Annotated in this window: 24 protein-coding genes; 13 read left to right on the plus strand and 11 right to left on the minus strand. The window is 56.8% G+C overall.

Features of this window, described 5'->3' with window-relative positions; all coding sequences use genetic code 11:
- Window positions 1-15: 15 nt before the first annotated feature.
- From EUZ85_RS19660 to EUZ85_RS19685, 6 genes are all read right to left on the minus strand, one after another.
- Window positions 16-579, minus strand: coding sequence for a hypothetical protein (locus EUZ85_RS19660; protein ID WP_127971131.1), 564 nt, complete (start codon window positions 577-579; stop codon window positions 16-18).
- Window positions 580-1,279: 700 nt separating this feature from the next.
- Entirely contained in the window at window positions 1,280-2,251 is a 972-nt protein-coding gene (locus EUZ85_RS19665; RefSeq protein WP_127971133.1) for a glycosyltransferase family A protein, read from the minus strand.
- Window positions 2,252-2,369: 118 nt separating this feature from the next.
- Window positions 2,370-3,740: an O-antigen ligase gene (locus EUZ85_RS19670; RefSeq protein ID WP_127971135.1), complete on the minus strand. Its 1,371-nt coding sequence runs from the start codon at window positions 3,738-3,740 to the stop codon at window positions 2,370-2,372.
- Window positions 3,728-5,137: a lipopolysaccharide biosynthesis protein gene (locus EUZ85_RS19675; RefSeq protein WP_127971137.1), complete on the minus strand. Its 1,410-nt coding sequence runs from the start codon at window positions 5,135-5,137 to the stop codon at window positions 3,728-3,730. Before EUZ85_RS19675 ends, EUZ85_RS19670 begins: the two co-directional genes overlap by 13 nt.
- A gap of 2 nt (window positions 5,138-5,139) precedes the next feature.
- A complete protein-coding gene (locus EUZ85_RS19680) occupies window positions 5,140-6,354 on the minus strand; it encodes a glycosyltransferase (RefSeq protein ID WP_127971138.1) in 1,215 nt (404 codons plus the stop codon).
- Window positions 6,351-8,039, minus strand: coding sequence for an asparagine synthase-related protein (locus EUZ85_RS19685; RefSeq protein WP_127971140.1), 1,689 nt, complete (start codon window positions 8,037-8,039; stop codon window positions 6,351-6,353). The genes EUZ85_RS19680 and EUZ85_RS19685 overlap by 4 nt, the downstream gene beginning before the upstream one ends.
- Window positions 8,040-8,325: 286 nt before the next feature.
- Here EUZ85_RS19685 and EUZ85_RS19690 point away from each other — a divergent pair, with 286 nt between their 5' ends.
- The 7 genes from EUZ85_RS19690 (at window position 8,326) to EUZ85_RS19720 (ending at window position 15,377) form a co-directional block, all read left to right on the plus strand.
- Window positions 8,326-9,048, plus strand: a complete 723-nt coding sequence (locus EUZ85_RS19690) for a DapH/DapD/GlmU-related protein (protein ID WP_206617925.1) — start codon at window positions 8,326-8,328, stop codon at window positions 9,046-9,048.
- A 3-nt stretch (window positions 9,049-9,051) separates the two neighbouring features.
- Window positions 9,052-10,269, plus strand: a complete 1,218-nt coding sequence (locus EUZ85_RS19695; protein WP_127971142.1) for a glycosyltransferase — start codon at window positions 9,052-9,054, stop codon at window positions 10,267-10,269.
- Window positions 10,270-10,359: 90 nt separating this feature from the next.
- On the plus strand, window positions 10,360-10,797 hold the full coding sequence (locus EUZ85_RS19700; RefSeq protein ID WP_127971144.1) for a hypothetical protein: 438 nt from the start codon (window positions 10,360-10,362) through the stop codon (window positions 10,795-10,797).
- A 3-nt stretch (window positions 10,798-10,800) separates the two neighbouring features.
- Entirely contained in the window at window positions 10,801-12,300 is a 1,500-nt protein-coding gene (locus tag EUZ85_RS19705) for a chain-length determining protein (RefSeq protein ID WP_127971146.1), read from the plus strand.
- Between the two features lie 27 nt (window positions 12,301-12,327).
- Window positions 12,328-13,425 carry a glycosyltransferase gene (locus EUZ85_RS19710; protein ID WP_127971148.1) on the plus strand — a complete coding sequence of 366 codons (1,098 nt, stop codon included), beginning with the start codon at window positions 12,328-12,330 and terminating at the stop codon, window positions 13,423-13,425.
- A 49-nt stretch (window positions 13,426-13,474) separates the two neighbouring features.
- Window positions 13,475-14,665: a glycosyltransferase family 2 protein gene (locus EUZ85_RS19715; RefSeq protein ID WP_127971150.1), complete on the plus strand. Its 1,191-nt coding sequence runs from the start codon at window positions 13,475-13,477 to the stop codon at window positions 14,663-14,665.
- Entirely contained in the window at window positions 14,658-15,377 is a 720-nt protein-coding gene (locus EUZ85_RS19720; RefSeq protein ID WP_241566811.1) for a sugar transferase, read from the plus strand. The genes EUZ85_RS19715 and EUZ85_RS19720 overlap by 8 nt, the downstream gene beginning before the upstream one ends.
- 380 nt (window positions 15,378-15,757) lie before the next feature.
- On the opposite strand, the gene EUZ85_RS19725 is transcribed toward EUZ85_RS19720, so the two are convergent.
- Both EUZ85_RS19725 and EUZ85_RS19730 read right to left on the minus strand, forming a co-directional pair.
- Entirely contained in the window at window positions 15,758-15,973 is a 216-nt protein-coding gene (locus tag EUZ85_RS19725) for a hypothetical protein (RefSeq protein ID WP_127971152.1), read from the minus strand.
- Window positions 15,970-16,518 (minus strand): hypothetical protein, encoded by a 549-nt coding sequence (locus tag EUZ85_RS19730; protein WP_127971154.1) that lies wholly within the window; start codon window positions 16,516-16,518, stop codon window positions 15,970-15,972. The genes EUZ85_RS19725 and EUZ85_RS19730 overlap by 4 nt, the downstream gene beginning before the upstream one ends.
- Window positions 16,519-17,088: 570 nt before the next feature.
- Here EUZ85_RS19730 and EUZ85_RS19735 point away from each other — a divergent pair.
- A complete protein-coding gene (locus EUZ85_RS19735; protein ID WP_127971156.1) occupies window positions 17,089-17,775 on the plus strand; it encodes a hypothetical protein in 687 nt (228 codons plus the stop codon).
- 525 nt (window positions 17,776-18,300) lie between these two features.
- Here the strand turns inward: EUZ85_RS19735 and EUZ85_RS19740 are convergent.
- The 3 genes from EUZ85_RS19740 to EUZ85_RS19750 form a co-directional block, all read right to left on the minus strand.
- Window positions 18,301-18,669 carry a hypothetical protein gene (locus EUZ85_RS19740; RefSeq protein WP_127971158.1) on the minus strand — a complete coding sequence of 123 codons (369 nt, stop codon included), beginning with the start codon at window positions 18,667-18,669 and terminating at the stop codon, window positions 18,301-18,303.
- A gap of 98 nt (window positions 18,670-18,767) precedes the next feature.
- On the minus strand, window positions 18,768-19,118 hold the full coding sequence (locus EUZ85_RS19745) for a hypothetical protein (RefSeq protein ID WP_127971160.1): 351 nt from the start codon (window positions 19,116-19,118) through the stop codon (window positions 18,768-18,770).
- Between the two features lie 53 nt (window positions 19,119-19,171).
- Window positions 19,172-19,417, minus strand: a complete 246-nt coding sequence (locus EUZ85_RS19750) for a hypothetical protein (protein ID WP_127971162.1) — start codon at window positions 19,415-19,417, stop codon at window positions 19,172-19,174.
- Window positions 19,418-19,948: 531 nt separating this feature from the next.
- Here EUZ85_RS19750 and EUZ85_RS19755 point away from each other — a divergent pair.
- Genes EUZ85_RS19755 through EUZ85_RS19775 form a run of 5 tightly spaced genes read left to right on the plus strand, consistent with a single transcriptional unit; the run spans window position 19,949 to window position 24,858 of the window.
- A complete protein-coding gene (locus EUZ85_RS19755) occupies window positions 19,949-20,305 on the plus strand; it encodes an STAS domain-containing protein (protein WP_127971164.1) in 357 nt (118 codons plus the stop codon).
- The gene (locus EUZ85_RS19760; RefSeq protein ID WP_127971167.1) at window positions 20,302-21,138 is read left to right on the plus strand and encodes an OmpA family protein; all 837 of its coding nucleotides are present in this window, start codon (window positions 20,302-20,304) and stop codon (window positions 21,136-21,138) included. The genes EUZ85_RS19755 and EUZ85_RS19760 overlap by 4 nt, the downstream gene beginning before the upstream one ends.
- Window positions 21,139-21,156: 18 nt before the next feature.
- Window positions 21,157-23,334, plus strand: coding sequence for an SLBB domain-containing protein (locus tag EUZ85_RS19765; protein WP_127971169.1), 2,178 nt, complete (start codon window positions 21,157-21,159; stop codon window positions 23,332-23,334).
- Window positions 23,334-24,032, plus strand: coding sequence for a hypothetical protein (locus tag EUZ85_RS19770; RefSeq protein WP_127971171.1), 699 nt, complete (start codon window positions 23,334-23,336; stop codon window positions 24,030-24,032). The genes EUZ85_RS19765 and EUZ85_RS19770 overlap by 1 nt, the downstream gene beginning before the upstream one ends.
- A gap of 10 nt (window positions 24,033-24,042) precedes the next feature.
- On the plus strand, window positions 24,043-24,858 hold the full coding sequence (locus tag EUZ85_RS19775; RefSeq protein WP_127971173.1) for a phosphate/phosphite/phosphonate ABC transporter substrate-binding protein: 816 nt from the start codon (window positions 24,043-24,045) through the stop codon (window positions 24,856-24,858).
- The last annotated feature ends 44 nt before the right edge of the window (window positions 24,859-24,902 follow it).

Raw genomic sequence — 24,902 nt, forward strand, 5'->3', positions numbered from 1 at the left:
AGGCAGATAGGCGCCTTATTGATCAAACGATCTGGACAGCTCCTCACTGACCTGCATGCCAGACAGGTGGCTCCTCTCGATAGCGTCTTTCACTGCTTCCTGACAGTAGAGCCCCCATGTATTGTCATACGTGGTCTTAAAGATCGCACGACTTGTAGGACTGAAATTCAACTTGTCGATAGAAACAATACGCCCTCCCTCCATCGTTCTTCTGCTACCTGCTTCATCCGCGTTCACTATTGTCATGCAATTAAAAATGTAAAACCGCTCTCCCTGGCAATTAACGGGCAGTAATTCCCCGCATGTCGAAATCAGCTCTGCGAGCACCTTATACGCTTTGGGCGAAAGGATCATCGTCCCTGGTAACCACATGCTGATATCAGGAATTGGACGATGTGACTCATCGTCATCAGACCTAAACTCACCAACCCAACTCCCTTCCCAAAAGGGTTCTAACGGTAGGTTGTGAAGGCTAAAGGCTAAGTACTGTCGCTGTTCCTGAATATTTTTCGCTTTGCTCAGAAACAGACGCCGATCGAAATGAAGCTGTTGATAGTCGTAACTATCTGGCTGCAGCAAATATATTGTCATTATTTATTAGAATAATTCGCGATTTTATAACGCGCAGAGATTAGTCAATAAGCGGTATTTTTTATATCAGCAGAAAGGTCGAAAAGCTGGCTTGCATCTATGTGCCGATAAGGAATGTTGCCCGCCATCGCGGCGGTATCACAGGCCCTTCGACAGGCTCAGGGCGAACGGTTTCTGGGTGGTGGTTGTCAATTCAGTAGTCAGATAACTCACTTGCCCATGATGGAGAGAACGTGTGAACAAACCACAAGCGACAACTCCACCCCGTTCGTCCTGAGCTTGTCGAAGGGCCTTCCAGAGCGTTTACCACGATCCAGTCCGCCCAAGGGGAAGATATTTACTGTTGGGTTATTGATTGGCTCAAGATCACTGCGGGACTGCAGCCCTTCGACAGGCTCAGGGCGAGCGGTTTATTGGTGGTTGTTATCAATCCAGTAGTCAGATTTTTCCCGTTCCCATGAGGGTAAGGACGTGTGAGCAAACCACAAGCGATACCCCCCACCCCGTTCGCCCTGAGCTTGTCGAAGGGCCTTCCAGAGCGTTTACCACCATCCAGTCCGCCCAAGGGGAAGATATTTCCTGTTGGATTATTGATTGGCTCAAGGTCACTGCGAAACTGCTGCCCTTCGACAGGCTCAGGGCGAACGGTTTATTGTGGTTGTTGTCATTCCAGCACAGCTAACTCGTTTTACTGCAAACGCACTTCCCTGTGCGCCAGCAGGCTGCTGATGACGCCTTTGAGGTGGCGTCGGGTGGGTTGTTTCAGGAAGGCGGACATGCCGGAGGCGGTTGCTTTCCACCACTCTCCCCGGCTGCGGTGGTAATCGCGGTAGGCCGCCGCCAGTTGCGCCTGGGCCAGTCTGAGAGACTGGGGGTCCTGTGCGGTGGCGGCGTCCAAATGTCGCGACAGGATTGTTCTCACCGCCGCCAGGCGTTTGCCCATGCTGCGGGAAATGGCGCCGCGGCGAATCAGATAGCGCATGTCCTGGGCCAGGGTGAATCCTACGTCGCCAACGGTGGATAGTTTCAGCCACAGATCCCAGTCGCTGGCGGACAGCAGGCTGACGTCGAAGCCGCCCACGGCGAAGAAAGCGTCTCGCGACACCATGACGCTGGAGGTGCCGACGACATTTTCGACGTACAAAGTCGATGTGGCGCGCTCCAGTGTGCAATAAGCGTGATCGCGCTTATCCCCTGCTCTCAGACCGCTCAAGGCGACTTCCTGAAAGTGCGGCCAGAATTCGAAACAGCCGCATATCACCGCACTGTTGTTTTCGTGGACATGCACATAGTCAGTAAAGCTCAGCACCGCATCCGGGGTCTGTTGATGATAGGCCACCTGTCGCTCCAGTTTGCCCGGTTCCCAGAGATCATCGGCGTCCAGAAACGCCACCAGTTCCCCTTTTGCGTAGCTCACGCCCAGATTACGCGCGCCGCCGGCGCCCAGACCTTTGTCATACAGAGCGGTCATCGCTCCGTCGTATCCCAGAGTGAAATTACGCAGCCACTCTCTGGAGCCGTCCGTTGAGCCGTCGTCAACAATGATCAACTCCAGGTTTGGATAATCCTGCTCCAGCACGGAATTAACCGCTTGAGGAAGGTACTTCAGGCAGTTGAAAGACGGAATGACGACGGAAATCAAAGGTAAAGGGGTGCTCATGTTGCTACCTCAATAGCGTTACGCTTCGCAGATTGCAAAAATGCCAGACCAAACAACCTGTCTGGATGTGTATAAGCAGGTATTTGCAGCATACGTACCAAGTACGCCATGGCGCGGATCATCCCAACGCATCGCTCTGTTGCGTCCGCTCGGCGGCGCGCCCCGCCGCCACGGTCAACGCCAGCAAAATATACAGAGGCCAGATAAACCCTTGCGTCAGAAAGGTTCCGGACACACAGAAGCCCGTAAGTCCGGATAACAATGCGTTGGTCATCATGAGCTGTGTGCGGTCAGGCGTCGCTGAATAACTCAAGCGCCGCAGCAGACTGAAAATCTTGCGAAACATTCCCACCAGCAACACGATGAAAAAGCTGATGCCAACAAATCCCGTTTCCGCCAACACCTGAAACCAAGTCGAATGCACCGCATGATTTTTGCCATCCCAATGCGGGCTGTAGAAGTAATAATTGGAGTAAAAATTATCGATGCCGACGCCGGTAAAGGGATGCGCCAGCGCCATGTTGAACGCGGCCTGCCACGCATAAATTCGCCCCATGGCGGACTCATCAATGCCGTCCTCCGCCGCGCCGCCGGAAGCACGATCGGAAATACCCGCAGCGGCGACCAAAACGGTCAACGCCATACCTCCGAGCATCATCACCAGCATTTTGTTTTGCACCCGCCGCCACACCAGCACGCCAGTCACCGCTGTGATGCCCAGCAGGCCGCCCCGACTTTGCGTGCATATGATCGCCCATACAATCACGCCATAGGCCAGCAGCCCCAAGAGAGTCCGCCAGCGGGTTTGTCCCTTGGTCAGCACCATGCTGGCGGCGAAACTGAGAGGAAACGTCAGCACCAGCGCCAAATCGTTGGGGTCGCCGATCATGGACCCGATATCGCGCCCGATGGTGACCCGCGCGCCCTCCACCAGCCCGATGCCGTTCAGCTTGTTGGAAATGGCGACCAATGCGATCGCCACGCCCGCGCCGATAAACGCCCAGGCGGCGAGGGCAAAATCCCGTGGCGTACGCGTCAGCCAGGCGATGGCCAGCACCATGATGGCGATTTTGACGTACGTGCCGGTAAACGCGCCCATGGCCGCGCCTCGATTGGTGGCCAGCATCACCCCACAGGCAGTCAGTGCGAAGAAAAACGCGAATAGCGTCAACTCACGACTCCAGTACACCTCGATGGCCCTGGAAACGAATAAGCGCCAGCTCAGCACAGCCAGGGACGCCAGCGCCAGCAGTTGCGGAATGCGAAATGGCCCCAGGACGGGAAACGCTTCGTGCAGGCGAAAGAATGAGAACAGAATAAAGCCCAAACAGACCAGGAACGGCGCTCTGAACACGCCTACCGCCGCCAATATTCCCAGGGGCGCCAGCCCCGCCAGCAATGGATGGGGTGAAAAGTAGAATCCCAAAGCCAACAGCGCCGCGCCGCCGGCGCCCAGCGTCAATTGATCGCGCTTGTTCAGGGCTTGCACGGCGCAGACTCTATAGACGCAGACACCAGACGCTGCTTACGCAACAAGGTCGCTCCGGCGCGGGCCAGCCCTACCCCGCCCACACATGCCGCCGCTACGAATTGATCCATCTGTATCAGCGCCGGGGTGAACACCGCAGCGCTCAACACGATGCTGAGATCGCGCCAGGGGTAGTTCAGTCGCAAGCGGCGCTGACTGGCGCAGACAAACACCGCGAAGCGTAAGGCGTATATCAATACGGCGGCGTACACTACGCCGAAGACGCCGCTGTGCGCCGCCGCAAGGGCGTATGCGGGAACGGCGACCACCGCGACCAGCACATTCAGCGCCGTGGGCAGACGGGTGTTCGTCTCCACATAACAGCCGACGTTCATCAGATGAGAGCACTGTTTCAAGCCCATGGCCAGGGCGAGCCAAGGCAACAACTGGGCGGCCATATCGTATTCAGGAGGCAGCAACCAGCGCAGCGCCCAAGGCCCCACACAGCCTGCGCCAATGGCCACAGACAACGCCATCATGGCGCCCGCCGCCGCGTAATGCGCATTCAGGGCGACGCCATCCGCGCGGCCCAACACGGTGAAGCGACGGGGGAACCACCAGAGCGTATAAGGCTCTATCGCCAGCGCCACCACCAACGCAAATTGAGCGGCTACGCCATATACCGCCAAATCTTCCGCACCGCCTAATCCCGCCAGCAGCCAACGCTCGGCGCCCTGGGTCAGGAAGATGCACAAACCGCCGCCGACCAGGGGCAAACCGTATTTCAGCAACGGCCTGGCCAGCGTCGCCGCAGCGGAAGGCGCGATATGACGGCTCTGCACCGCCAGAGCCGCCAGGGCCAACGCCGCATTGGACGCCAGCGCGCCCCACAACACCGCCTCCAGCCTCATGCCACGGCGCAACAACACATAAACCAACGCCGCGTGTAGACAAGCCTTGCCCACACTGAAACAAAAGAACCATTCCGCCCGGTCCTGCATGCGCATCCAGGCCAGGGGCACAGAAATAAATCCACTTAACGCCAACGCCGCCAGACACAAAGACAACTCCTGATCGCTGTAACTGGCTGGCAACCATTGATTCAACCAGGACGTCGCCGGACGCAACGCCGCAAACACGACGACGCCCGCCAGACAACTCAGGAAATAGGCGCTGCCGATCACTTTACGTCGCTGCTGCTCACTGGAGGCCATCCCCGCAAAACGATACATGGCGTCCACCACCCCCAGGCCGATCACCAGTCCGAGCAGGTTCATCAGCGTCAACAGGACATCAAGACGACCGTATTCATGGGGCGACAGGTAATGAGTGATCACCGGCAGCATCACGAAGCTGACGCCCTTCATCAGCACCAGCCCCAACCCGTAATACACCGCTTGTCTGAACAGCGACGACATGATTACAACCCTTGAATCGCCAGTGACAACAAACGGGCCTGGCGTACGGAGGAGTATTCCGCCACCACGCGTCTGCGGGCGTTCAGCACCATCTTCTGCAACGCCTGATCTGAAGTATCCAGCAGACGCTGAATCGCACAGGCCAGACTCTGGCTGTCTCCCGGGGCCGCCAGAAAACCGCAATCGGGCCGCACGATCTCCGCCGCCCCCATAAATTGCGTGGTCACCACTGGCAGCCCGACCGCCATGGCTTCCTTCAAGACCAACGGACCAGTATCCCGGTCGCCATTAGGCGCTTCGCAAAACGGCGCCGCCAGAGCGTGATAGCGGGTCATGGCGGCGCTGATCCACTCCGCTTCGCGGCCACCGAGAAATGACACCTGTTCCTGCAGCCCCAGGCTGTCGACCTGCGCCCGCAACGCGGAAGACAACAGCCCTTCGCCGACAATATCCAGACTGAGACGTTCCGCGGAGGGCATTGACGCCAACGCATCCAGTAAATGTCTCAGCCCCTTTTTCTCCGTCAGCCGCCCCACAAACAGAAGCCGGCCTCTCACTCCCAGGCCGTGCTGGTAGGGCAAACGCTCCAGCTCCACGCCGCAGGGAATGTTAATGATCTCGGCTCCGCCACCGGACAGGGAGCGAAACAGTCGCTCCATATCGCCGCAAACCGCCACGCTGAAATCCGCGCAAGACAACTTGAGGCGAAGGTCCGCCGGACTGACGTAAATATCGAAGCCATGGCCGACAAATGAGCAGGACACGCCTATCAACCGCGCCGCGGCGATCGCCACGGCAGCAGAGTGCAATGCGAAATGCGCGTGCAGATGACGGCATCCTCGATGTTGCGCCAGCGCCGCGACCTGGGCGGCCTGCAACAATAGCGAACGCGCGCGGATGCCATCCTGTCCCAACGCAAAACGGGCGCTGGGTCCCCAGCCGCGAAGATTCTTCAACCACGTGAGCCAGCCCTGCCGACGACTGCAATCGCCGACGTACAAGGCCGCCGCCGCCAATGCTTCGTCCCGGGGTTGTCCATCCTGCTGCGGATAAGATAACGAGATGGGCGTCACCTGATGCCCCAGGCGCTGCATCGCCCGCATTTCCACTCCCACAAAGGTTTCCGTGAGCACAGGAAATTGCGGCAATACATAGCCCACCGACTTCAGCGGCGCAGTCGCCGGCAAGTCCTGCGCGCCTCGACATATCGCGTTCATAGCCCGCCCTCCGCCGATCGACGGCCTGAGTTCAGATAACCCAGCACCATGTTCAGACCGCGCACATGCAACGCTGACGCATCCGTCAACAAGGCGTCGACGCCCCGTTTGAAATCTCCTTCGCTCAGTCCTTCCTGCAGCAGTGACGCGCGCATGGGCTCCACATTGTCCAGATCCAGCCAGGCGGTGTAGTCAAACACGCCACTGGACGCCTTGCCCCAACAAGGCTGACGTCCCAATCGGGCGGCCAGACCTGGATAGCGTTCCCGCCAGCGCAGACCCGAACGCAGGGGTCTGCCGGTTTTATCCCAGTCAACGCTGGCCAGCGACGGACTTAGTTTGGCGATAGCTTTGCGGTGAAACAGACTGCCCAGGCGCAGACGCACCGGCAGCGCGCCCAAGGTCTCAAGCACGTTGGGATGCAAAAAGGGGTGGCAGCGCTCGTAATCGTTGTCCAGCAGTTGTTGTCCAGACACCACCATGCGCCCGACCCGCTCCGCCAGATAGACGTTGTCCATCAGGTCCGCCGCGTCGGTCTCGCAATCGTGATAGCGATCCAGCATCATCTGAAAGCGCGCCTCCAGACGCCCCCCCAGCTCAGGGAATGCGCGAATAACCGGGTTGGCGAGCTTGCCGAATTCCTCGCGAATATATCGACGCGCATAAGGCAATAAGCGCGACGCCAGCCTGTCCACCGCCATCAGCGAGTAGCCCGGCGCGCCGCGGTCGTAATAAAAGGCCCGGAATGTCTCAGCGCCCGTGCCGGTGATGACAGTAAACCCCCGGGTCTGATCCAGCAGCGTTTCATCCGCCAAGGCGTGGCCATGCTGCACCGGGACCTCGCAACCGCCACGCAACGCAATGCGTTTCATGGACGTCCAGCGATCCGAGCCGCGCATATCGCCGGCGAAAAAAGGCAGTCCATGGGACTCCGCGATATCCCTGGCGATGCGCATGTCCGCCGAGTCGGGACAACCATAGCTGAACGCCACCGGCTTGTGTCCCAGCTTCAGCGCCGCCGCCAGAATTAACCGCGAGTCGAGGCCGCCGGACAGGGAAACCGCCACCCGTGGGCTCGACTGAAAACACTTGTCCACCGCGCCGACAAAAGCGTCGACGGCTTCATTGAGCGTGGCGCAACGCACCTTCTGCAGCCGATAAGGAGGAAAGTCCCGCAGCTGCAGCTGGCCATCGCTGGAAAAATGGAAGCAACGGGACGCGCGCAATTGCGTGACGCCCCGCATGATCGACTGTTCATCCATCACCTGCCCGAAAGCCAGCAGGTCCAGCATCGCCTGCGGGTTGATCTGCGCCTCATCACCCAGCAACTCCAGCATGACGCCCCGATCCGAGGTCACCGTCAACTGGCTCGAACGGTGACAATAAAGAATCGGAAACAGGCCCAGGCGATCCGTGCAGCCGGCGACTTCATTGCGTTCCCGGTCGACATAAATCCAGGACCGGCCCCAATAAGGCTTGAACAGACCGCGACGACAATTGCCTCGGATCTCCGCATCCTGATCGCAGTGCGCAGGATCGCCCCACGCCAGCAGATGAAAACCGGGACCGGAAAAGTGCGTCAACGCGCTGTGAGCATTGCGTTTGAACATGACGGATGCGTCACGCTCCAATGAAATGACGGGGCGCCCCTGCTGCAGGGGAATGCTGATGCTGCAAATGGTCATACTCGTTCCTCATGGTTTTGCTACGAGTCGTTTCAACATCTGCGCCAGTTAGTTAAATTCCCGCAAATATCTATCTACAGCAGTGATTTAACGACACTCTCATATCAATTCCACTTGGCGAAAACTCCGCTCCATTTGTAATTTGCAAATCAAAACGCCATAACCACCCCATCAGATTAAGACCCGTTTCGCCCTCGTCGCAGGCTAAGATTCTGATCCCTCGGGGATAATCCGCTTTGGCCCATAAACTGCGTAGGACCTCTCAAACAATCCGAGGAGGTCGACGATGAGCACATTATCCGGGGCGACATTAAGAGCCCGCATCAAACACAGCGACTCCATGGCGGCATGCGCGCTGCGCGCCGTCTATTTCGGAATTCGTCGCTTTCAGATTCCTTGCATTCCCGTTCTGCACAAGCCGCTGTATCTGGCTCATCGCAGCCTGAGCGGCATGCTGGAGAATCTGTCGCGCATTTTCTACTGGACGCCATTGTTTCAGTCGCGGCTGGAATCCCCCGCCCGCAACCTTTACCTGTACTCCGGCATGCCGCTGGTCACTGGGGCGTTGAGCGTGCAAATGGGCGCAGACTGTCGCGTCTCAGGGCTCTCAACCTTTTCGGGCAGAACCTCATCTCCCAATACGCCTCGCCTGATCGTCGGCGACAATGTGGACATCGGCTGGCAAACCACCATTGCCGTAGGTTCCGAAGTCATTCTGGGTGACAACGTGCGCATCGCCGGACGCGCCTTCCTGGCGGGCTATCCTGGCCATCCTCTGGACGCGGCGGCGCGCGCCGCCGGCAAGCCTGAAACGGACGATCAGGCCGGCCCGATCATATTGGAAGACAACGTCTGGCTCGCCACCGGGGTCAGCGTGATGGCGGGAGTCCGCATCGGCCGCAACACCATTGTGGCCGCTGGCAGCGTGGTCACCCGCGACCTTCCCGCCAACGTGCTGGCGGGGGGCGTTCCTGCGCTGGTGCTGAGGACTCTGACGGAGGAGGAATGAGCCATGATGAACGCCACGCAAAAGCAGCAACTGATCGTTTTCGGCGAAGACTGGGGCGCGCATCCCAGCAGCACCCAGCACCTTATCCGTCATCTTGGCGACGACTATGAGGTCATCTGGGTCAACTCCATTGGACTGCGCCGCCCGCGCCTGACGCGACATGATTTACTGCGTCTGTGTCGCAAGCTGATGACCCGCGTCGGCGCCAGCGCTCAACGTACAAGTCAACAGGGCGCGCAAGACGCCGCTCCTTGTCGTCTGATCAATCCGTTGGTGATTCCTCTGTTCGGATCGAGATGGGTAAGACAGCTCAACGCAGCATTACTCAAACGTCAGCTGACGCCCTATATCCGCAAAGACAGCGCTTTGATTCTGTGGTCCTCCCTGCCGTCAATGGCGGACCTGGTGGGACGCCTCGGCGAACGTGGCGTGGTCTATTACTGTGGCGACGACTTCCGCAGCCTGGCGGGAGTGGATCACGGCCCCATCGCGGCGATGGAATCTGAACTGGCGGGCAAGGCGGATAAAATCTTCGTCGCCAGTGAAACCCTGGGGAATCGCTTCGCCGCCGCCAAAACCGAGTGGCTGCCTCACGGCGTGGACTACCGCCTATTCAGCTCGCCGCAGCCTCGACCAGAGGATCTGCCGGCGGAAGGCCCGGTGGCGGGGTTTTATGGTTCGGTATCGGAATGGTTCGATGTCGAGCTGATGAGCCATTGCGCCCGCGCCCTGCCCCATTGGACGTTTGTGGTCATCGGCGCCGTCCAGACTGACGTGGGGCCGCTGCGCCGCCTCGACAATGTACGCCTGTTGGGACCACGTCCCCATCACGAGCTGCCCGCCTATGCGCAACACTGGCGCGCCTCCCTGCTGCCGTTTCGGCGCAATGGTCAAATCATGGCCTGCAACCCGCTCAAGCTGCGGGAGTATATGGCGGCGGGCGCCAGTATCGTCTCCACCCGTTTTCCAGCGGTGGAAAGCTACAGTGATCTGCTGCGCATCGCCGATTCCGCGGCGGATTTCGTCGATGCTTTAAAACAGATCGAGGCCTGCCCCTTCCACGCCAGCGCCAACCGACTGAGAAAAGCCGCAGCGCAGGAGTCCTGGTCGCAACGGGCGCAAACCGTCAAACATTGCCTGAAGCAATTTGCGCATAGCGCCGCACAACTCGACGCAAAATGCGAGCAGCCAAACAAGGCCGCGCATAGTTCATTGATTTAGCACACAAAAAAAATTGGAACGCTTTTTGGTTCTACTCATACAAGCCCGATTTTCAGGCACGCGAACTCACTAACGCAAACGGACATCGACATGAACAAATGGGTTAAAACTTTACCGATTATCGCAGTTCTATTGCAGACCGGTTGCGCCATACAAAGCGAGCGGGTGGACATAGAACGCGTCAACCAAACCCTGTTCGCAATGACGCAGCTCCCCGCTGAAGAAACTGCGCCAGCCTATCTGACGCTGACTATCGACGCCATTGACGCCCCCTTGCAGAGTCCGGACTGGAAACAACTGGAAGCGCGCGCCATGGCGTTCGTCAGCCGTTGCGCCACCTGTTTTGACAACGGATTGCTGCTGCAAGTGGCGGCCACCAACGCCGCGCAGCCGTTCCAGGCGCTCAATGAAAGCCTGCGTTGGGGCGGCAAACTGCGCGCTTTGTTAGCGATGCAGGGCCTGCCGGTGGATATCCGCTTCGACCCCAGCCTGCCCGCCTCCAGCGCGCGTCTGAGCGCCAAGGGGTAAGCTATGCGCGTTGGCGTCTTCCTGAATTTGCACTACATGGCCGCGGCGGCCTGGCGTCGCCGCTACGCTATCGTAGCGCCTTTACTGGCGGCGCCGTTTCTGGCTTTGCTTATCGGCGCCGTCACGCCGAAGAAATACCAGAGCTACACCACGCTGCTGATTCAGGAAACGTCAAAACTGAATCCGTTCCTGGCGGATTTCTCCGTATCCACCCAGCTCAAGGAGCGTATGGCGGCTCTGCAAGCGCTGCTGCATTCACGCCATATGCTGGGCGAAGTCGCCATGGAAATGGGTTTGGGCGATAAAGACAGCGGCCACATCGGCGACCCGGTGCTGAATCGGCTTTCACACTCCCTGAAGGTCGAGCTGATCGGCTCCGATATCATCAAAATCAGCCTGACGGATTCCTCGCCTCATGATATGGCGCGCACGCTGGAGGTCACCTCCAAACATTTTCTGAATGTGTTGCTCGCACCGGAGCGCTCCTCCATCGACGCCTCTGAAAATTTTCTGGAAGAGCAACTGTTGGCGCAACAGCAGGCGCTGCTGGCGGCGGAAAACACACTGGCGACGTTTAAATCCCAGTACAGCGGCAACCTGCCCGGGCAGATGCACTTCGATATCGAGCAGTTACGGGAAACGGAAAAGCAACTGCAGATCAAACAGGTCGAGCTGGCGGGCGCTGACGCCGCCATCGAGACTCTGAACACGCAGTTGCTCAAGGCCAATCCGCTATTGGCGTCCATTGAGGCGGATATCATTCGCGCCAGCGCCGAACTGAACCAACTGCAGGCCCGCTACACCGACAGGCACAGCCTGGTGGTGGCCGCCCGGCACAGTCTGCAGCGGCTGCGCCAAGAGCGCGACGCCCTGGTGGCGCAGACCCGACGCATGAGCCCGCAAAACATCGACGAACTCTGGCGTCTGGCGGCGGAATTCGCTGACGCGGATGAAGACCGCAGCGCCGCCGGCAGTCGAGTCAGCCCATTACTGGTGTCGCAACTGGAGTCCATTCAGCAGGCGCAGTCGCGCCAGCAACAGCTGACGCAAGAGACCGCCAGCCTGCAGCAGACTCTGGCGCGTCTGAAAACCAAGCTCGACAGCTTCGCCCAGGTCGAACAGCGCCTGCGGGAGTTAGAGCGGGATATTGCCACCAAACAGCATATCTACGACGACCTGCTGAAGCGCTATGAAATGGCCAAAGTCACTGGCGCTCTGGGGCGTTTCGAAGAGCACGACCGGGTCAAGATCATCGATCGTCCGTTCACGCCCCATGCGCCCATCAATCTGCCCCTGGTGGTCTATTTCATCAGCGGCGCCCTGGGCGGGTTGTTTCTCGGCGCAGCCATCGCCGTGATTCTGGAAATTATCGACACCAGCATTATCCGTCGCGATGTGGCGGAAAAAATTATCGGCGCGCCAGTCATCTCGCGCCTGCCGGACTTCAGGCAAGTCGCCATCGGATTCCAATCCGCCCGCGACCTGACGCCGGTTGAATCCTGATCGCAGTCCATTTAACGAGGTATACCCATGACATCGACATCTTCTCAGCGCAAAGTGGTCGTCCAGGTGGTGCAGCATTTGTCGCCGGGCGGCATCGAAAGTATTTGTCTGGAATTGCAGAGTTTCGCCGGCTCCAACGCCGACGTGCATCTAGTCAGCCTGGAAGGCCGGGAGTCGCAAATGGTCTCCCTGTGGCCGCGCCTGAGTCAGTATGCCGGCGTCATGCACTTCCTCGATAAACCCCCCGGCCTGCAACCGCGTCTACTGCTAAAGCTGGCGGCGCTGTTCAAAAGCCTTAAGGCGGATGTGGTTCATACCCATCATATCGGACCTCTGCTGTACGGCGGCGCGGCGGCGCGTCTGGCGCGCATTCCCGTGCTGATTCATACCGAACACGACGCCTGGCATCTGGGTCTGGACAACCATCAGAGCCTGGCCTCCAAATGCCTGAAATTCATTCGCCCGCAACTGGTGGCGGACGCCGAAATCGTCGCGGATCACATCAGAAGCCGCATCCCTCACGCGCAGCCGCGGGTCATTCCCAACGGCATAGATACGCGTCGCTTCAAGCCTGGAGACAAGGCCGCCGCACGGCGCTCATTCGGGCTGCCGGATGATCAGGCGATCATCGGCTGCGCCGCGCGTATGCATGAGGTAAAGGGGCATGACATTCTGCTCGACGCCATGTTTCGCCTGCCGCCCAACGTGCATCTCGCGCTCGCCGGCAAAGGCCCGCAGGAAGCGCATCTGCAGCGTCAGGTGCGGGATCTTAATCTCAGCGATCGGGTACATTTTCTGGGCCTGGTGGACGATATGCCGCGCTTTTATCAGGCGCTGGACGTGTTCTGTCTGGCGTCGAAAGCGGAAGGCATGCCTTTGTCCCCGCTGGAAGCGCAGGCCTGCGGCGCCCGCGCCGTCATCACCGACGTGGGCGGCAGTCGCGAGGCGCTGTGTCCAACCACCGGCATTCTGGTTCCTGCGGATAATTCCGCGGCCCTGGCCAAGGCGCTGCGCTACAGCCTGCGCACGACGTTGAGCGCCGACCCCAGAGATTTCGTCATGCAGTATCGGGATATCCGCGGCATGGTCGCCGCTTACGACCAGTTGCATAGCGTCGCCTGCTGAACGCGGGCGGCTGACACATCAAGAATCGCCACCAAAGAGGTAATTCATCATGACCGACACACTACTTTGGAGCTGTACGCTGATCCTGGGGCTGATCATCGTCTACCATCACGTGGGCTACCCCGTGCTGTTGCGCTATTGGGCCAACCGTAAGCGCCAGCAATCCCTACATCGTCATCAGGAGGAAGAGCGCAGCGATTATCCTGAACTGAGCATCATTATTCCCGCCTATAACGAAGCGGAGGTGATTGCGGAAAAGCTGCGTAATCTGGCGTTTCTCGACTATCCCACTCATCGCTTTGAAGTCCGCATTTACGACGATGGTTCGCAGGACGACACACTCTCGATCATCCATCGCACATTGCAGGAAGCCGATGTGAAAAAGTTGCGGGTGCAAGTCATCGCCAACGAGGTCAACCAAGGCAAGGTCGCCGTCATCAATCAGGCCATGCGGGAAACGTCTACGGAATTGGTGTTACTGTCCGACGCCTCTGCGCTGATCTCTATCGACGCCTTGAAAATCGTCGCCCGCCATATGCGCGACGCCAGCGTTGGCGTCGTGGCGGCCTCTTATCAGATACTCACTCCCGGCTCGGAAGGCGAAGAAACTTACTGGCGTTATCAGACCAACATCAAAGAGATGGAAAGCGTAGTCGGCTCCACCATCGGCGCCCATGGCGCCCTGTACTGTTTTCGTCGCAGCCTGTTTGAGGAGCTGCCAGAAAACGCCATCAACGATGATTTCATCCTTCCCATGCGCATCGTCGCGCAAGGCCATCGCTGCATCTATGACCGCGATATCGTCGCCGTAGAGCTGGAGCAGGCCAGCCTCACTATGGATCATCAGCGTCGCAAGCGCATCGCCGCCGGCAATGTGCAACAGGCGCTGATGCTTACGCCGCTGTTGAATCCGAAGCATGGCGCCACTGCGTTCAACTATATTTCCGGCAAGTTTTTACGGGTGTGCATGCCTCTGATTTTGGTCGTCTTTCTACTGTGCACGCTACTGCTGTCGCTGCACTCCTGGCTGGCGATGGTTCTGCTGTTGGGACAGATATTGGTCTACGGCCTCGCCAGCATCCGCGCCCTGACTCCCGGTGTTCCCTGGCCCAAACTGGTCAATCTGGTGCACTACTTGGTCAGCGGCCACTTCGCCAATGCCCTGGGCGCGTTACGTTATCTGTCCGGACAGGAAAGCGGCCGCTGGCAGCGCGTCAAACTGGAGGCCCATCATGATTGATCTTGTTTTCACCAAAGCAGCCAAAAACGCCTCGGAGCCGACCATGATGCAAACGCGCACAGCCGCCATTGATTCGCCGACGAACTATATCCCCGCCACTACCCTGGCGGCCAAGCGCTGTTTCGACATTGCCGTCAGCCTGCTCGGACTGGCCCTCAGCGCGCCAGTGTGGCCATTGCTTATTCTGGCTATTCGCCTTGATTCGAAGGGGCCCGCGTTGTTCCGGCAACTACGCGTCGGCCGCGCGACGCCGACCTATACGGAGCTGTTCTACATGATCAAGTTCCGCACTATGCGCGTTGATGCGGAAAAAGAAACCGGCGCCGTCTGGGCCACCCGCAACGACCCGAGAGTCACACGAGTTGGCCGCTTTTTGCGCAAAACGCGCCTGGACGAACTGCCGCAACTGTTGAATGTATTGCGCGGCGAAATGTCCATCGTCGGCCCCCGCCCGGAACGCCCCGGCATCAGCAACAACCTGGACCGGGCCATCCCCTATTACATCGAACGCACCTATTTCGTGACGCCCGGAATCACCGGTATGGCCCAGGTCCGCCAAGGCTACGACGCCTGCCTGGAAGATGTGAAAAACAAAATCGGCTACGACCACGCCTATTCACTCTGCCTGTCCAACTTCAGCTCATGGCTGAAAACCGACATCGAAATAATCCTGCGAACCTTTTGGGTAATGATACGAGGCCGGGGGCAATAGCCCCTGGTGAGGAAAGGTTATGTGGGGGGATCTGATATGATCGCCGCGCTACTTCTTGCTCTCCCAAGGAGAAGGTAGCGCGCTTACTGCATCTTCCAAGCGCATATACGCCACAATTGTTTCACTTGGATCTTTATGGGCCCAACCCAACACAGGAGAGTAGCGATAGCAGGCAATCGTGCTCCCTGCCTGGCTCTCAATGGCAACGAGATATTGCCCAAGCTCCTTCGGCGCATTTCCCTTGACCCACTCGGGACTCTGGGAGTGACGGGCCGACCTTACACGCAGCACGGCCTCCTGAATGGCCTCCAGCTCATCGGCAGTGAATCCATCCAGGCAGGTGGACTCCTGCTCATCTACCGCCCGCTTCTCATGCGGGCTCACTTCTTTACCAGGCGAAGCTTTTTCTCCTCTGGTCTGTATTCTTCCAGTTCACTCGGGAAAAGCTCCGAATCGGGTGTAAAAACCAAATCTAAAGAGCCCAACTGAACCTGTGGTTCATCTTCCATGACCGCTCCGAAGCCATCTTTTATCTCCTCACGTAATTGACGCAGGAACTCCTCATAATCGGAGTCTCGCTTTTTATCTTCAGTCATCTCAACACCTTGAAGCAAAAGTTACCGCGGCTGTTATATTCGTAGCCCTTGGAACAATAGAAGTCAATTACATTGGCGTTTACTGGTTTCATAAGTCTGATTTCATGAGCATCAATATGCTTAGCATATATTCTGGCCGCAATCTCGATTAAGTTGAAAGTGCTTCCTTTTAGAGGATTATCGCCAGGGGCAGACTCAATGAAATCAAGTCTTAGACGACTGCCAGACCATGTAGGTTGCCCTAAAGAGAGTGCGCACAGCTTCATTTCACGCCACCAAATAGCTAACTCAAAGCGCTTAGGTTCCTGATACAAAAAGTGATAGTAACCATAGTCATCTCTTTCCCAGTCCCACTCCACTCGACGACCGAAAGTATTATGCCAGGAGCGCTGCTCTATAATGGCCTTTTGGGTAATGAGGGAGTATGAAACGACCGATTTAAGTTGAACAGGAAGAATGGCATTGGCGTCTTCGATAACTTCACGGCGAATTTTCGAATACTTTGTTTCCGTCGCAATATGTGTTCGGCTTCTGGAATATGACATGCTTAAAAATCCATATTAAGTGTAGAAATCAGGGCTAGCATTCCCCGGGGACGTTGATACTACCTGGGTCGCCACAGCCAAAGTACCGGCTATTAACCCTACCCCTGGCGGCCTATTGTTGGTAATGGAATGTGTTGGCGAATGGTCGAAGTGATCATGCAATACATTGATGAACGCCTTCCTGGTTTCCCCTACCCCATGACGAGCGCCGGCGTTATCTCGTGAAAGCAGTAAAAGTCTTGAAAAAAATATAGAACAGAGAAGCGGTTCTCATCATGGTCAGCCCCCCCTCTAAAAACTGGATTGCCTGTAAAAGCCAAGTTATAGGCGCACGGTCGTTACTGCTATCACAAGCAGTACAGGCATGGGATCAGATTGAAGCCCCTCCCCTAAAAATAACGGACAAATTTACTGAGGGACATTTCAGGTTTATTTAGTATGATGAAGATGGCAATGAATTCAGCCAGTTATGAAAGGCGCTCAGGAAGATTATGGGAGATCCCACTGACGCAGTTCTCTGAAAAAATTCGGTGAAAGACTTCATTAAATCGACAAAAGGAAGGAGTTCTTATGTCTGGAGAGTTAGAGGCGAAAAATCACGCGGATGCAGTACTAAACGCCTACAAATTAAGTTATCTGCCTTTAAACAAGAAAGGGTTAACGATTGACGGTATCGGGCTTATGTTGCCTGATCCTGGCATGCCTCTAGGGGTTATTCTAAAGAAAGACAGCAGCTTCATCGTCCTGCTTGGCGAACAGCATAGTACAGAGACGTTATCGCCGCTTTTACCCGGCGATCAAACGTTGATGATTGCAGGCGCCAAAGCCGTGGTCGCCGCCATCGGCAAATTAGGGAGCAAGCATACGACCATTGCAGCAGTCGAACTCCCTATCAAGAACGGAAGTATCGTTGGATCAGGCGCCGGACTGACCAAGATGGAGAAGCTCACCATTGCCGATCCCGCCGATAAAAACCTCGGATCAATAAATCATTCTTTGTTCTATTACAAGGCGACGCTTTTGAAAGACGTGTTGTTCGCCGAAGGTGAAAATACCGTCGAAGTCGTCGACCAGGGACTGGCGGCCAAATCAGACGAACGCAATCCGGGGATCGCCGCTCATTTGATCAACGCCGCCGCAAGCGTCAAAGGGCCCAGCGTAACCGTGCTGCCCGTCGGACTCTCACATTTAGGTGGAAACAGCATACAAACACAACTGACCATGAAAGGATGGTCCATCACGACAAAGATCGTCTAAGCCAGCGATATAGCTCCGTGTGAGTTTGTTCGTTATTTATGGAGCCTCATTGTGATGATGAGGCTCGACTATCTAGAACTTTAGCGGGCGAATTTCAACAGCTTCTGCGAAACCGTTTTCGCTTTGAGCAACCACCTGTTTGGTGCAATCTATTCCAAAGCAGTAGCCACTATCTGGGCTCTATGGGCAGGATAAATCTGGAGCGTATGTGTTGGATGGCGCTTCGCTTATCCAACCTACGTTTCACTCTGCGCCCATATACAGACCGAAGAGAACGCCAGGCGTTTTGACAGAACTCCTACGTTTCCTCCCCCACCCTCCTATCAGAAATGGGTAGGTCGGAAAAGCGAAGCGCCTTCCGACATGCGGAGCTGAATGGCCACACCAGTTGTAACAGGCCCAGACATAACTTCTGTTGGCGAACGAGCCGAATGATTAATATAAGGCAGGGTATACGTTCCCATAAATTTCACATGCACAGAGCATTACCGACTTGTGCAGTCAGGACGGCAGGAATACTTTTCCTTAACTCACCACAGCCAATTCATCATCATTAATATCATTCAGATCAACGTCAGTTAAAATAGTCCCAGATAAGTCGGATTTTTTAAAACTCATTTCAAACAAGATTACCTCTTCATACGAGTCTGCTATCACGTACCTCTTTTCTCCGCTTTCCTCATCAATGAAGACATTTGACTCTAAGGGCCTTCTGGGATTTTTTTTAGCAACTATCGCAATCCGCCAGTAATCACCGTCATCTATAGTTCCAGGGCATGTTTTTTCAAAAAACCAGGCTGGAATATCGCTCTTAGGATGCTTCTGGAGGAATTCACCAATGAATTTTTCTATTGCAGCTTCAACAGCAGGATTATCTTCAAGCTTTTTACGCACAAACCACTTCCATTAAAATCTCAAGCCACTGCATCTACTCAGCCACCTTACAACGATCCCAAGAGCCTACTTTTATTTATCCGCCGATTCATTAACCATCAACTTTTGACCCAGTCCGCAATGCGCTCATTTTCCTTCAGATTCTCTCTCAAGTAGTAGTAAACCGTATCCATGTTTACCACGATATCCAGCGCTGCGATGATGATGGAGGCGCCATCATCCGTTGAAAACTCAAATACCTCAAAATATCCATTTACCTTTTTCTCCTGCAGTACTTTCAGCGCCTTACTTTCTTCGACCAAGGAGAAAACAGCGGTAATGTGAGGATCGCTACCCAAAATTATCAACTCATTCGCATTAAAGCTGAAAACTTCGAAGTCGAACCAAGCGGAATGAGCCATGGCGTTATTTACGGCATCAACCTTTCTTTTAAGCAGCGTATTACTCATCAGCTTCACATTATGATTTTGTGACTATTAAGCCGCTCCATCTACAACAATAGCTAACGGCTTTCGTAGCCCATCAGCAGTTGATTAAACAGCTCTGTATCTTCCTCGCAGAGTTCGTTTTCGGTATCTGCGAGCAGTCCAGAGATCATGTGGTATTCCAATTCGTTGCGGATACGGCCTCGTTTACGTATGCCTGCAATTTTCGTCCAGTATCGGTATCGCAATACGGAGAGTGTGATCAGGCCATTCGCACTCAAGTCGGCGTCGACCTGCTGCAAGGTTTCTGCGTCTACGTCCAAAGTGTCCTCTATGATGTCCTTGATCGCTTCCCGTAATCCCGCTAGTGCTGCCGCTGCGCCAAACTCGTCCAGGGTGCTGTCCAGCGCGTGGGACGGGTGAACGGGGTCTTCGGGGGGAATATCTTCATAGACCGTGCTGAAATAGTCTAGAAACTGGCTGAGCTCTATAAACTCCTACTGCTTAGGAGGAGAGAGTCTACGTATCTTTTTCTCCAGTTCGTCGGTCATTTGTTCCGCCTTTTTTCAGCACATTCGGACGTTTCATCTTAATCGCAGGGTGAGTTTCGAGCTACTTCTCATGAAACACAGCTCAGCGCGCCATAGCCACTCAGGCGTACTTTTTCTTGTTTCAAACCAAAACGAACGCCCCACAGCCCCCCAAAATCTTCGCAATCCGCAACTGCAAAAAGCGAATTAGCTCGTTCTAACTTCTGACGCCACTCACTAACCATATGTTTTTATTGCAAAAATAATCTGGCACAGGGGTTGCTCCAGGTCTTGTGAGTTTTATCACTACGACCTGGGGACGTTATGAACATCACTGAATATTCTTGCAACGATTATCTCGTCATCGCGCTGGATGGGACTTTTGACGCTAATGCGGTGCAGCATTGCCGCGAGCAGTTGGAGGAGTCGGCGTTGAATCATGTTGGTGGGGTCGCTTTTGATTTGAGCGATGTGTCTTTCATGGATTCTTCCGGCATCGGCGCCTTGGTTTTCATCTATAAACAGCTGCACGCCAACCGTAGACAGATGGCGCTGGTGGGGTTGCAGGGGCAGCCGCAGCGGTTGGCCACGTTGTTGCGGATCGACCGCACTATTCTGTCTTTTGACACCATGAAAAGCTTTATCGCTTTGCAGCAACCCGTGCAGGAGCAGCGGGCATGAGACGGGGTCGCCTGCTGATACTAGGCGTGGGGCTGTGCGCCCTCGCCGGCTGCCAGAGCTGGCCTGAGGAAGGCAAAGGCGGTGCGGCGGAAATCCGTAGCGGCGAGGTGCAGCGCTATCATCAGATCAGTTTCACGCCGGATCAGGACAGCCTCGCCAAACAGGCCCAGTTGGAAAAGCTGGAGTTGGATGCGCTGACCTTGCTGGGGGGCGACTATTGCATTCCCGCCCAGCTTAAAACGCTGAGACAGCGTTTGCATCGCGCCTTCAGAGAGCTGGATGCGGGGCTGTTGCCGGACGCTTACAACAGTCTGGCGATTCTGCACAAAGAGACGAAAAGCGCCAACGCCCAACTGGCTTATCTCAACGAGCACACCACCTGCGCAATCGCCGACGACCATAACGGCTCTGACTCAGCCTTGAGCGGCTTTCCGATGCTGGTGCATTTCGATGTGAATCAGTCAGAGTTGTCAGAGGGATATCAGGGTTACCTCACCCGTTTATCCGCATACCTGCTGGCGGACGACTCGGTATCTATCGAACTGATTGGACACACGGACCAGCGTGGCGAAAACGACGCCAACCAGCATCTGGCCCAGGTCCGCGCCAAGGCGGTTGCGGCGTTTCTGGCGCAACAAGGGGTGGCGCAGACGCGCATCCTGATTCGTGCCGAGGGCGAAGAACAGACGTTGTTGCGGGACGCGGACAGCCACTCCCATGGCTTCAATCGTCGGGTGGAAATCTACCTCAATCGCCAGCAACAACGCGGTGCAGTATCAACGCCCATTCCCCAGCGCGATTGGGAGTCCCATTTACAAGGACGCTACCTCTAAAACAGGACCCGAATTACTATGGCAAGTCAGACGCACCCTATCATCCCTCACTCGATCAGAACGCCTGAGCAAGGCGCTCGCCTAACGCGGTTGACGATTTGGCTGACGGCGCTGATCGGAATACTACTGACTTGCCGCCATGTAAGCGCTGAAGAGACGACTGCTCCGTTACAACCGGGCGATCAACTCTACCTGGGACTAACGGGCGAACAGGCGTTCAATCGTAACTTCCCTGTGGATCGCGAGGGACGCATTCTGCTGCCGGAAGCCGGCCCGGTGAAAATCGCCGGACAATCGCTGAGCGCCGCGACGCAGATGATCCAGCTGGCGCTGGGACAGGTTTATCGGGATGTAGAGCGCCTGCAGGTGACTCTGGCGGAACGCAATCTCATCATTGACGTTTCCGGCTATGTGGAGAACCCCGGCAGCGTGCTGACGCCCATCGCCGGCGACGTGCAAACCGCCATCACCCTGGCGGGCGGACTGCTGCCCGGCGCGCAATTGGACCGCATGCAGATTCAACGGGGCGACGACATTATCTACTTCAGCTACAAGGCGTATCTGGACTCCGGCGACCGCTCCAGCCTGCCGCCGCTGCGCTCCCTGGACCGCCTGTTTATTCCCGCTTCGCCGCTGATTGGCAATGTGCAGATCGACTTTGACGCGCAAACCCTGGCGGCCAGCGGCGACGCCAGCGACGACCGTCAGGCGGTGCGCATCTTCGGCGAAGTGAAAAGCCCGGGCCGCTTCAATTATGAACCGGATTACAGCGTCATCGACGCCATCATGCGCGCTGGCGGCGTCACCCGCTACGCGGCGGTCGAACAGATCAAAATCATCTCGGACAGCGCCCCCTACAATTTCAATCTCAAACGCTATCTGGAAAGCGGCGACGCCTCGCTGCTGCCGCAACTGAAGCCCAACTCCACCATTTTCGTTCCCATCCAGCAGGACGAAATCAAAGCCGGAGCCAACGTGGTCTATGTGATGGGCGAGGTGTTTAAACCCGGCGCCTTTGAAGGCAAGCCCGGCGCCACGCTGCTGGACATCATGGCCAACGCCGGCGGCCCCACCCGCTTCGCGGAATCGCGCCAGATTCGCATCCTCAAGGCGGACGGCGCGGTGATCCCCTTCGACCTGCAGGCCTATACGGAAGGCGTCAGTCGCGTCGCTTTGCCGGAAGTGGCGCCGGGAGACGCGGTTTTCGTACCGGAAAAAACCGATGTCAACGAAGCCTCCTGGCTGAAAACGCCACCAGATCGCGCCGTGGAAATCATCGGCCAGGTCTACAACCCGGGCCGCTTTGAATGGTCCGATGAAATGACTCTGATGGACCTGCTGGGACACGCCCAAGGCCCTACCGCTCGGGCTGATATCGCCAACATCAAAATCATGCGTCGTAGCGGCGATAAAGTCCTGTCCAGCACCTTCAATCTGGACCGTTTCATCAAATACGGCGGCGACCTGAGCGAGATTCCGCAACTCGACGCGGGAACGTCCGTGATCATCCCGGAGCTGCCGCAAGACCCTTCGGACAACAAGGCGCAGTGGGTGCGTCAGGCGAAAGAGAATTCCATCTACATCATGGGTCAGGTGGGCGCGCCCGGCCGCTACATGTTCAATGAAGAGATGACCTTTCTCGACATTCTCTCCGCGGCGGACGGTCCCAATGGCTCCGCGGACATCCACAACATTCGCGTTGTGCATCGGGACGGAGCTCAGGCGCGTATTTCCAAGCTCAACCTGGCGCTTTACTTTGAAACCGGAGATCAGACCCTGCTGCCCGTGGTCAAACCCGGCGACTCCATCTTCGTGCCGGAAAAAGACCGTAATTGGCTGGAAGAAAGCAAAGAGAACACCGTCAGAGTGCTGGGCTCGGTCAACAAACCCGGACGCTATCGCTTCAGCGACGACATGACCGTGCTGGACCTGCTCGCCCAGGCGGGCGGCGCCACCGCCAGCGCCTATATCGAACGCATTGTGGTGGTGAATACCTCCTGCTGCGCTGACAGCGCCAGCAGCTTCGATCTGGAAAGCTTTGTGAAAGCGCCGGACATGAGCAAGCTGCCAGTGCTGCGCCCCGGCGACACGCTGTATGTTCCAGATAAGTCCGACAGCCACTGGGCCACGCTCAGCAGCAGTCTGGAAGGCGTGTTCAAGATCATTTCCGTTGTCGGAATCATAGGAGCGCTGTGATGCCCGCTATCGAAAACTTCGTCGAGATCGAACATGTTTACGCGCAGACTCTGGGCAAGGGATTGCGCACCCTGGCGGTGGCCGCCGTCAACTCCGGGGACGGCTGCTCCACCCTCGCCTACGCCCTGGCCCGCCGCCACAGCGCCTCAGGCCGGCAAACCCTGCTGGTGGACATGAACCTGTTCCGTCCCTCCGCCGATATCCGTTTCCAGTTACCGCGGGCCGCCTGGTCGCTGGACAACGGCTCCAGCCACAGCGCCATCGCTGAGGCCGGGCAAAACATGCAGGTTTTAACTGCTACACTGAATTCATCAATCGGCTTCAGGGACACAGGACTCATCAGGAAAGTCATTCAGGACTGGGAAAGCCAAGTGGACGCCATTGTCTTCGATACCTCGCCGTTAAAGGCGGTGAACCATCAAAACATTCCAGCAGAGCTGATTTGCGCCGCCAGTCAGGCGTGCATTCTGATCGTGAAATCCGGCGCGACTACGGAAGCGGACCTGGAACACGCCTGCCACAAGCTGAAATCCCATGATGCGCGCATTCTCGGCGCGGTGATGAACGACATCGAAAACCCCGGTCTCGCTGCGGAACTGAAGCGTGAAATCAACCGTCTGGCGCGCCGCTTTCCCAACTTCGCCGCCCGCCTTCGCCGCTGGATTCAATCCAGCCGTTTTCTGAATATGCCGTTATAGGGGGACACGCATGCGGATACTAGTCAGCTTCCTCTGCCTGATCTACGCCGCACTCCTCAGCGCCAGGCTGAGCGCCGCCGAATCGCAGGGCTACGAGTTCGGCATCGTGCCGCAACAAAGCGCCGACAGGCTGGCGCGGGCCTGGGGCCCGGTGCTCAAGTACATTGAGCAAAGCAGCGGCGTTCGCCTGCTGTTCAAGACCGCTCCGAATATTCCCGAGTTCGAGTCGCGACTGAGTCGCGGCCAATATCACTTCGCTTACATGAATCCCTACCACTTTGTGGTCTACAACAAATATCCCGGTTATCAGGCGGTGGCCCGGGAGAAAGACAAAATGATCAAAGGCATTATCGTGGTTCCTGCGGACAGCCCCATTCGGGAACTGGAGAGTCTACAAGACGCCAAGCTCGCCTTCCCCGCTCCCGCCGCCTTCGCCGCCAGCGTTCTGCCGCAGGCGATCCTGGCCCGCCAGGGCATCCGTATTCAACCCCAGTACGTGCTGACCCACGATTCCGTGTATCTCAATGTAATGCAGAAGCGCTTTATCGCCGGCGGCGGCGTGATGCGCACCTTTAACGCGATGCCGGATGACGTCACCCGCAACCTGCGCATTCTGTGGACCACGCCGGCGTACACGCCTCACGCCATCGCCAGCGCTCCCGGCGTACCGCCGCAGGTGGTGCAGGCGGTGACGGAAACGCTGATCAGCATGGGCGACAGCGAGCAGGGCCGCGCCCTGTTGGAGCCTTTGAATATGCGCGGTTTCATTCCCGCCGCCAATGCCGACTGGGATGACATTCGCGCCTTACAGATTGATTTGCTGTAGCGGCGACAGGCGCAAAAAAGAGTGCTGTAAATAAGAGTGCTGAA

It is taken from the genome of Hahella sp. KA22 (assembly GCF_004135205.1).
GTDB lineage: Bacteria > Pseudomonadota > Gammaproteobacteria > Pseudomonadales > Oleiphilaceae > Hahella.

Coding starts and splice junctions, on each gene's coding strand:
- EUZ85_RS19665 (WP_127971133.1), bottom strand. CDS start 2,251: ATGAGCACCCCTTTACCTTTGATTTCCGTCGTCATTCCGTCTTTCAAC.
- EUZ85_RS19675 (WP_127971137.1), bottom strand. CDS start 5,137: ATGTCGTCGCTGTTCAGACAAGCGGTGTATTACGGGTTGGGGCTGGTG.
- EUZ85_RS19680 (WP_127971138.1), bottom strand. CDS start 6,354: ATGAACGCGATATGTCGAGGCGCGCAGGACTTGCCGGCGACTGCGCCG.
- EUZ85_RS19685 (WP_127971140.1), bottom strand. CDS start 8,039: ATGACCATTTGCAGCATCAGCATTCCCCTGCAGCAGGGGCGCCCCGTC.
- EUZ85_RS19690 (WP_206617925.1), top strand. CDS start 8,326: ATGAGCACATTATCCGGGGCGACATTAAGAGCCCGCATCAAACACAGC.
- EUZ85_RS19695 (WP_127971142.1), top strand. CDS start 9,052: ATGATGAACGCCACGCAAAAGCAGCAACTGATCGTTTTCGGCGAAGAC.
- EUZ85_RS19700 (WP_127971144.1), top strand. CDS start 10,360: ATGAACAAATGGGTTAAAACTTTACCGATTATCGCAGTTCTATTGCAG.
- EUZ85_RS19705 (WP_127971146.1), top strand. CDS start 10,801: ATGCGCGTTGGCGTCTTCCTGAATTTGCACTACATGGCCGCGGCGGCC.
- EUZ85_RS19710 (WP_127971148.1), top strand. CDS start 12,328: ATGACATCGACATCTTCTCAGCGCAAAGTGGTCGTCCAGGTGGTGCAG.
- EUZ85_RS19715 (WP_127971150.1), top strand. CDS start 13,475: ATGACCGACACACTACTTTGGAGCTGTACGCTGATCCTGGGGCTGATC.
- EUZ85_RS19720 (WP_241566811.1), top strand. CDS start 14,658: ATGATTGATCTTGTTTTCACCAAAGCAGCCAAAAACGCCTCGGAGCCG.
- EUZ85_RS19725 (WP_127971152.1), bottom strand. CDS start 15,973: ATGACTGAAGATAAAAAGCGAGACTCCGATTATGAGGAGTTCCTGCGT.
- EUZ85_RS19730 (WP_127971154.1), bottom strand. CDS start 16,518: ATGTCATATTCCAGAAGCCGAACACATATTGCGACGGAAACAAAGTAT.
- EUZ85_RS19735 (WP_127971156.1), top strand. CDS start 17,089: ATGTCTGGAGAGTTAGAGGCGAAAAATCACGCGGATGCAGTACTAAAC.
- EUZ85_RS19745 (WP_127971160.1), bottom strand. CDS start 19,118: ATGAGTAATACGCTGCTTAAAAGAAAGGTTGATGCCGTAAATAACGCC.
- EUZ85_RS19755 (WP_127971164.1), top strand. CDS start 19,949: ATGAACATCACTGAATATTCTTGCAACGATTATCTCGTCATCGCGCTG.
- EUZ85_RS19760 (WP_127971167.1), top strand. CDS start 20,302: ATGAGACGGGGTCGCCTGCTGATACTAGGCGTGGGGCTGTGCGCCCTC.
- EUZ85_RS19765 (WP_127971169.1), top strand. CDS start 21,157: ATGGCAAGTCAGACGCACCCTATCATCCCTCACTCGATCAGAACGCCT.
- EUZ85_RS19770 (WP_127971171.1), top strand. CDS start 23,334: ATGCCCGCTATCGAAAACTTCGTCGAGATCGAACATGTTTACGCGCAG.
- EUZ85_RS19775 (WP_127971173.1), top strand. CDS start 24,043: ATGCGGATACTAGTCAGCTTCCTCTGCCTGATCTACGCCGCACTCCTC.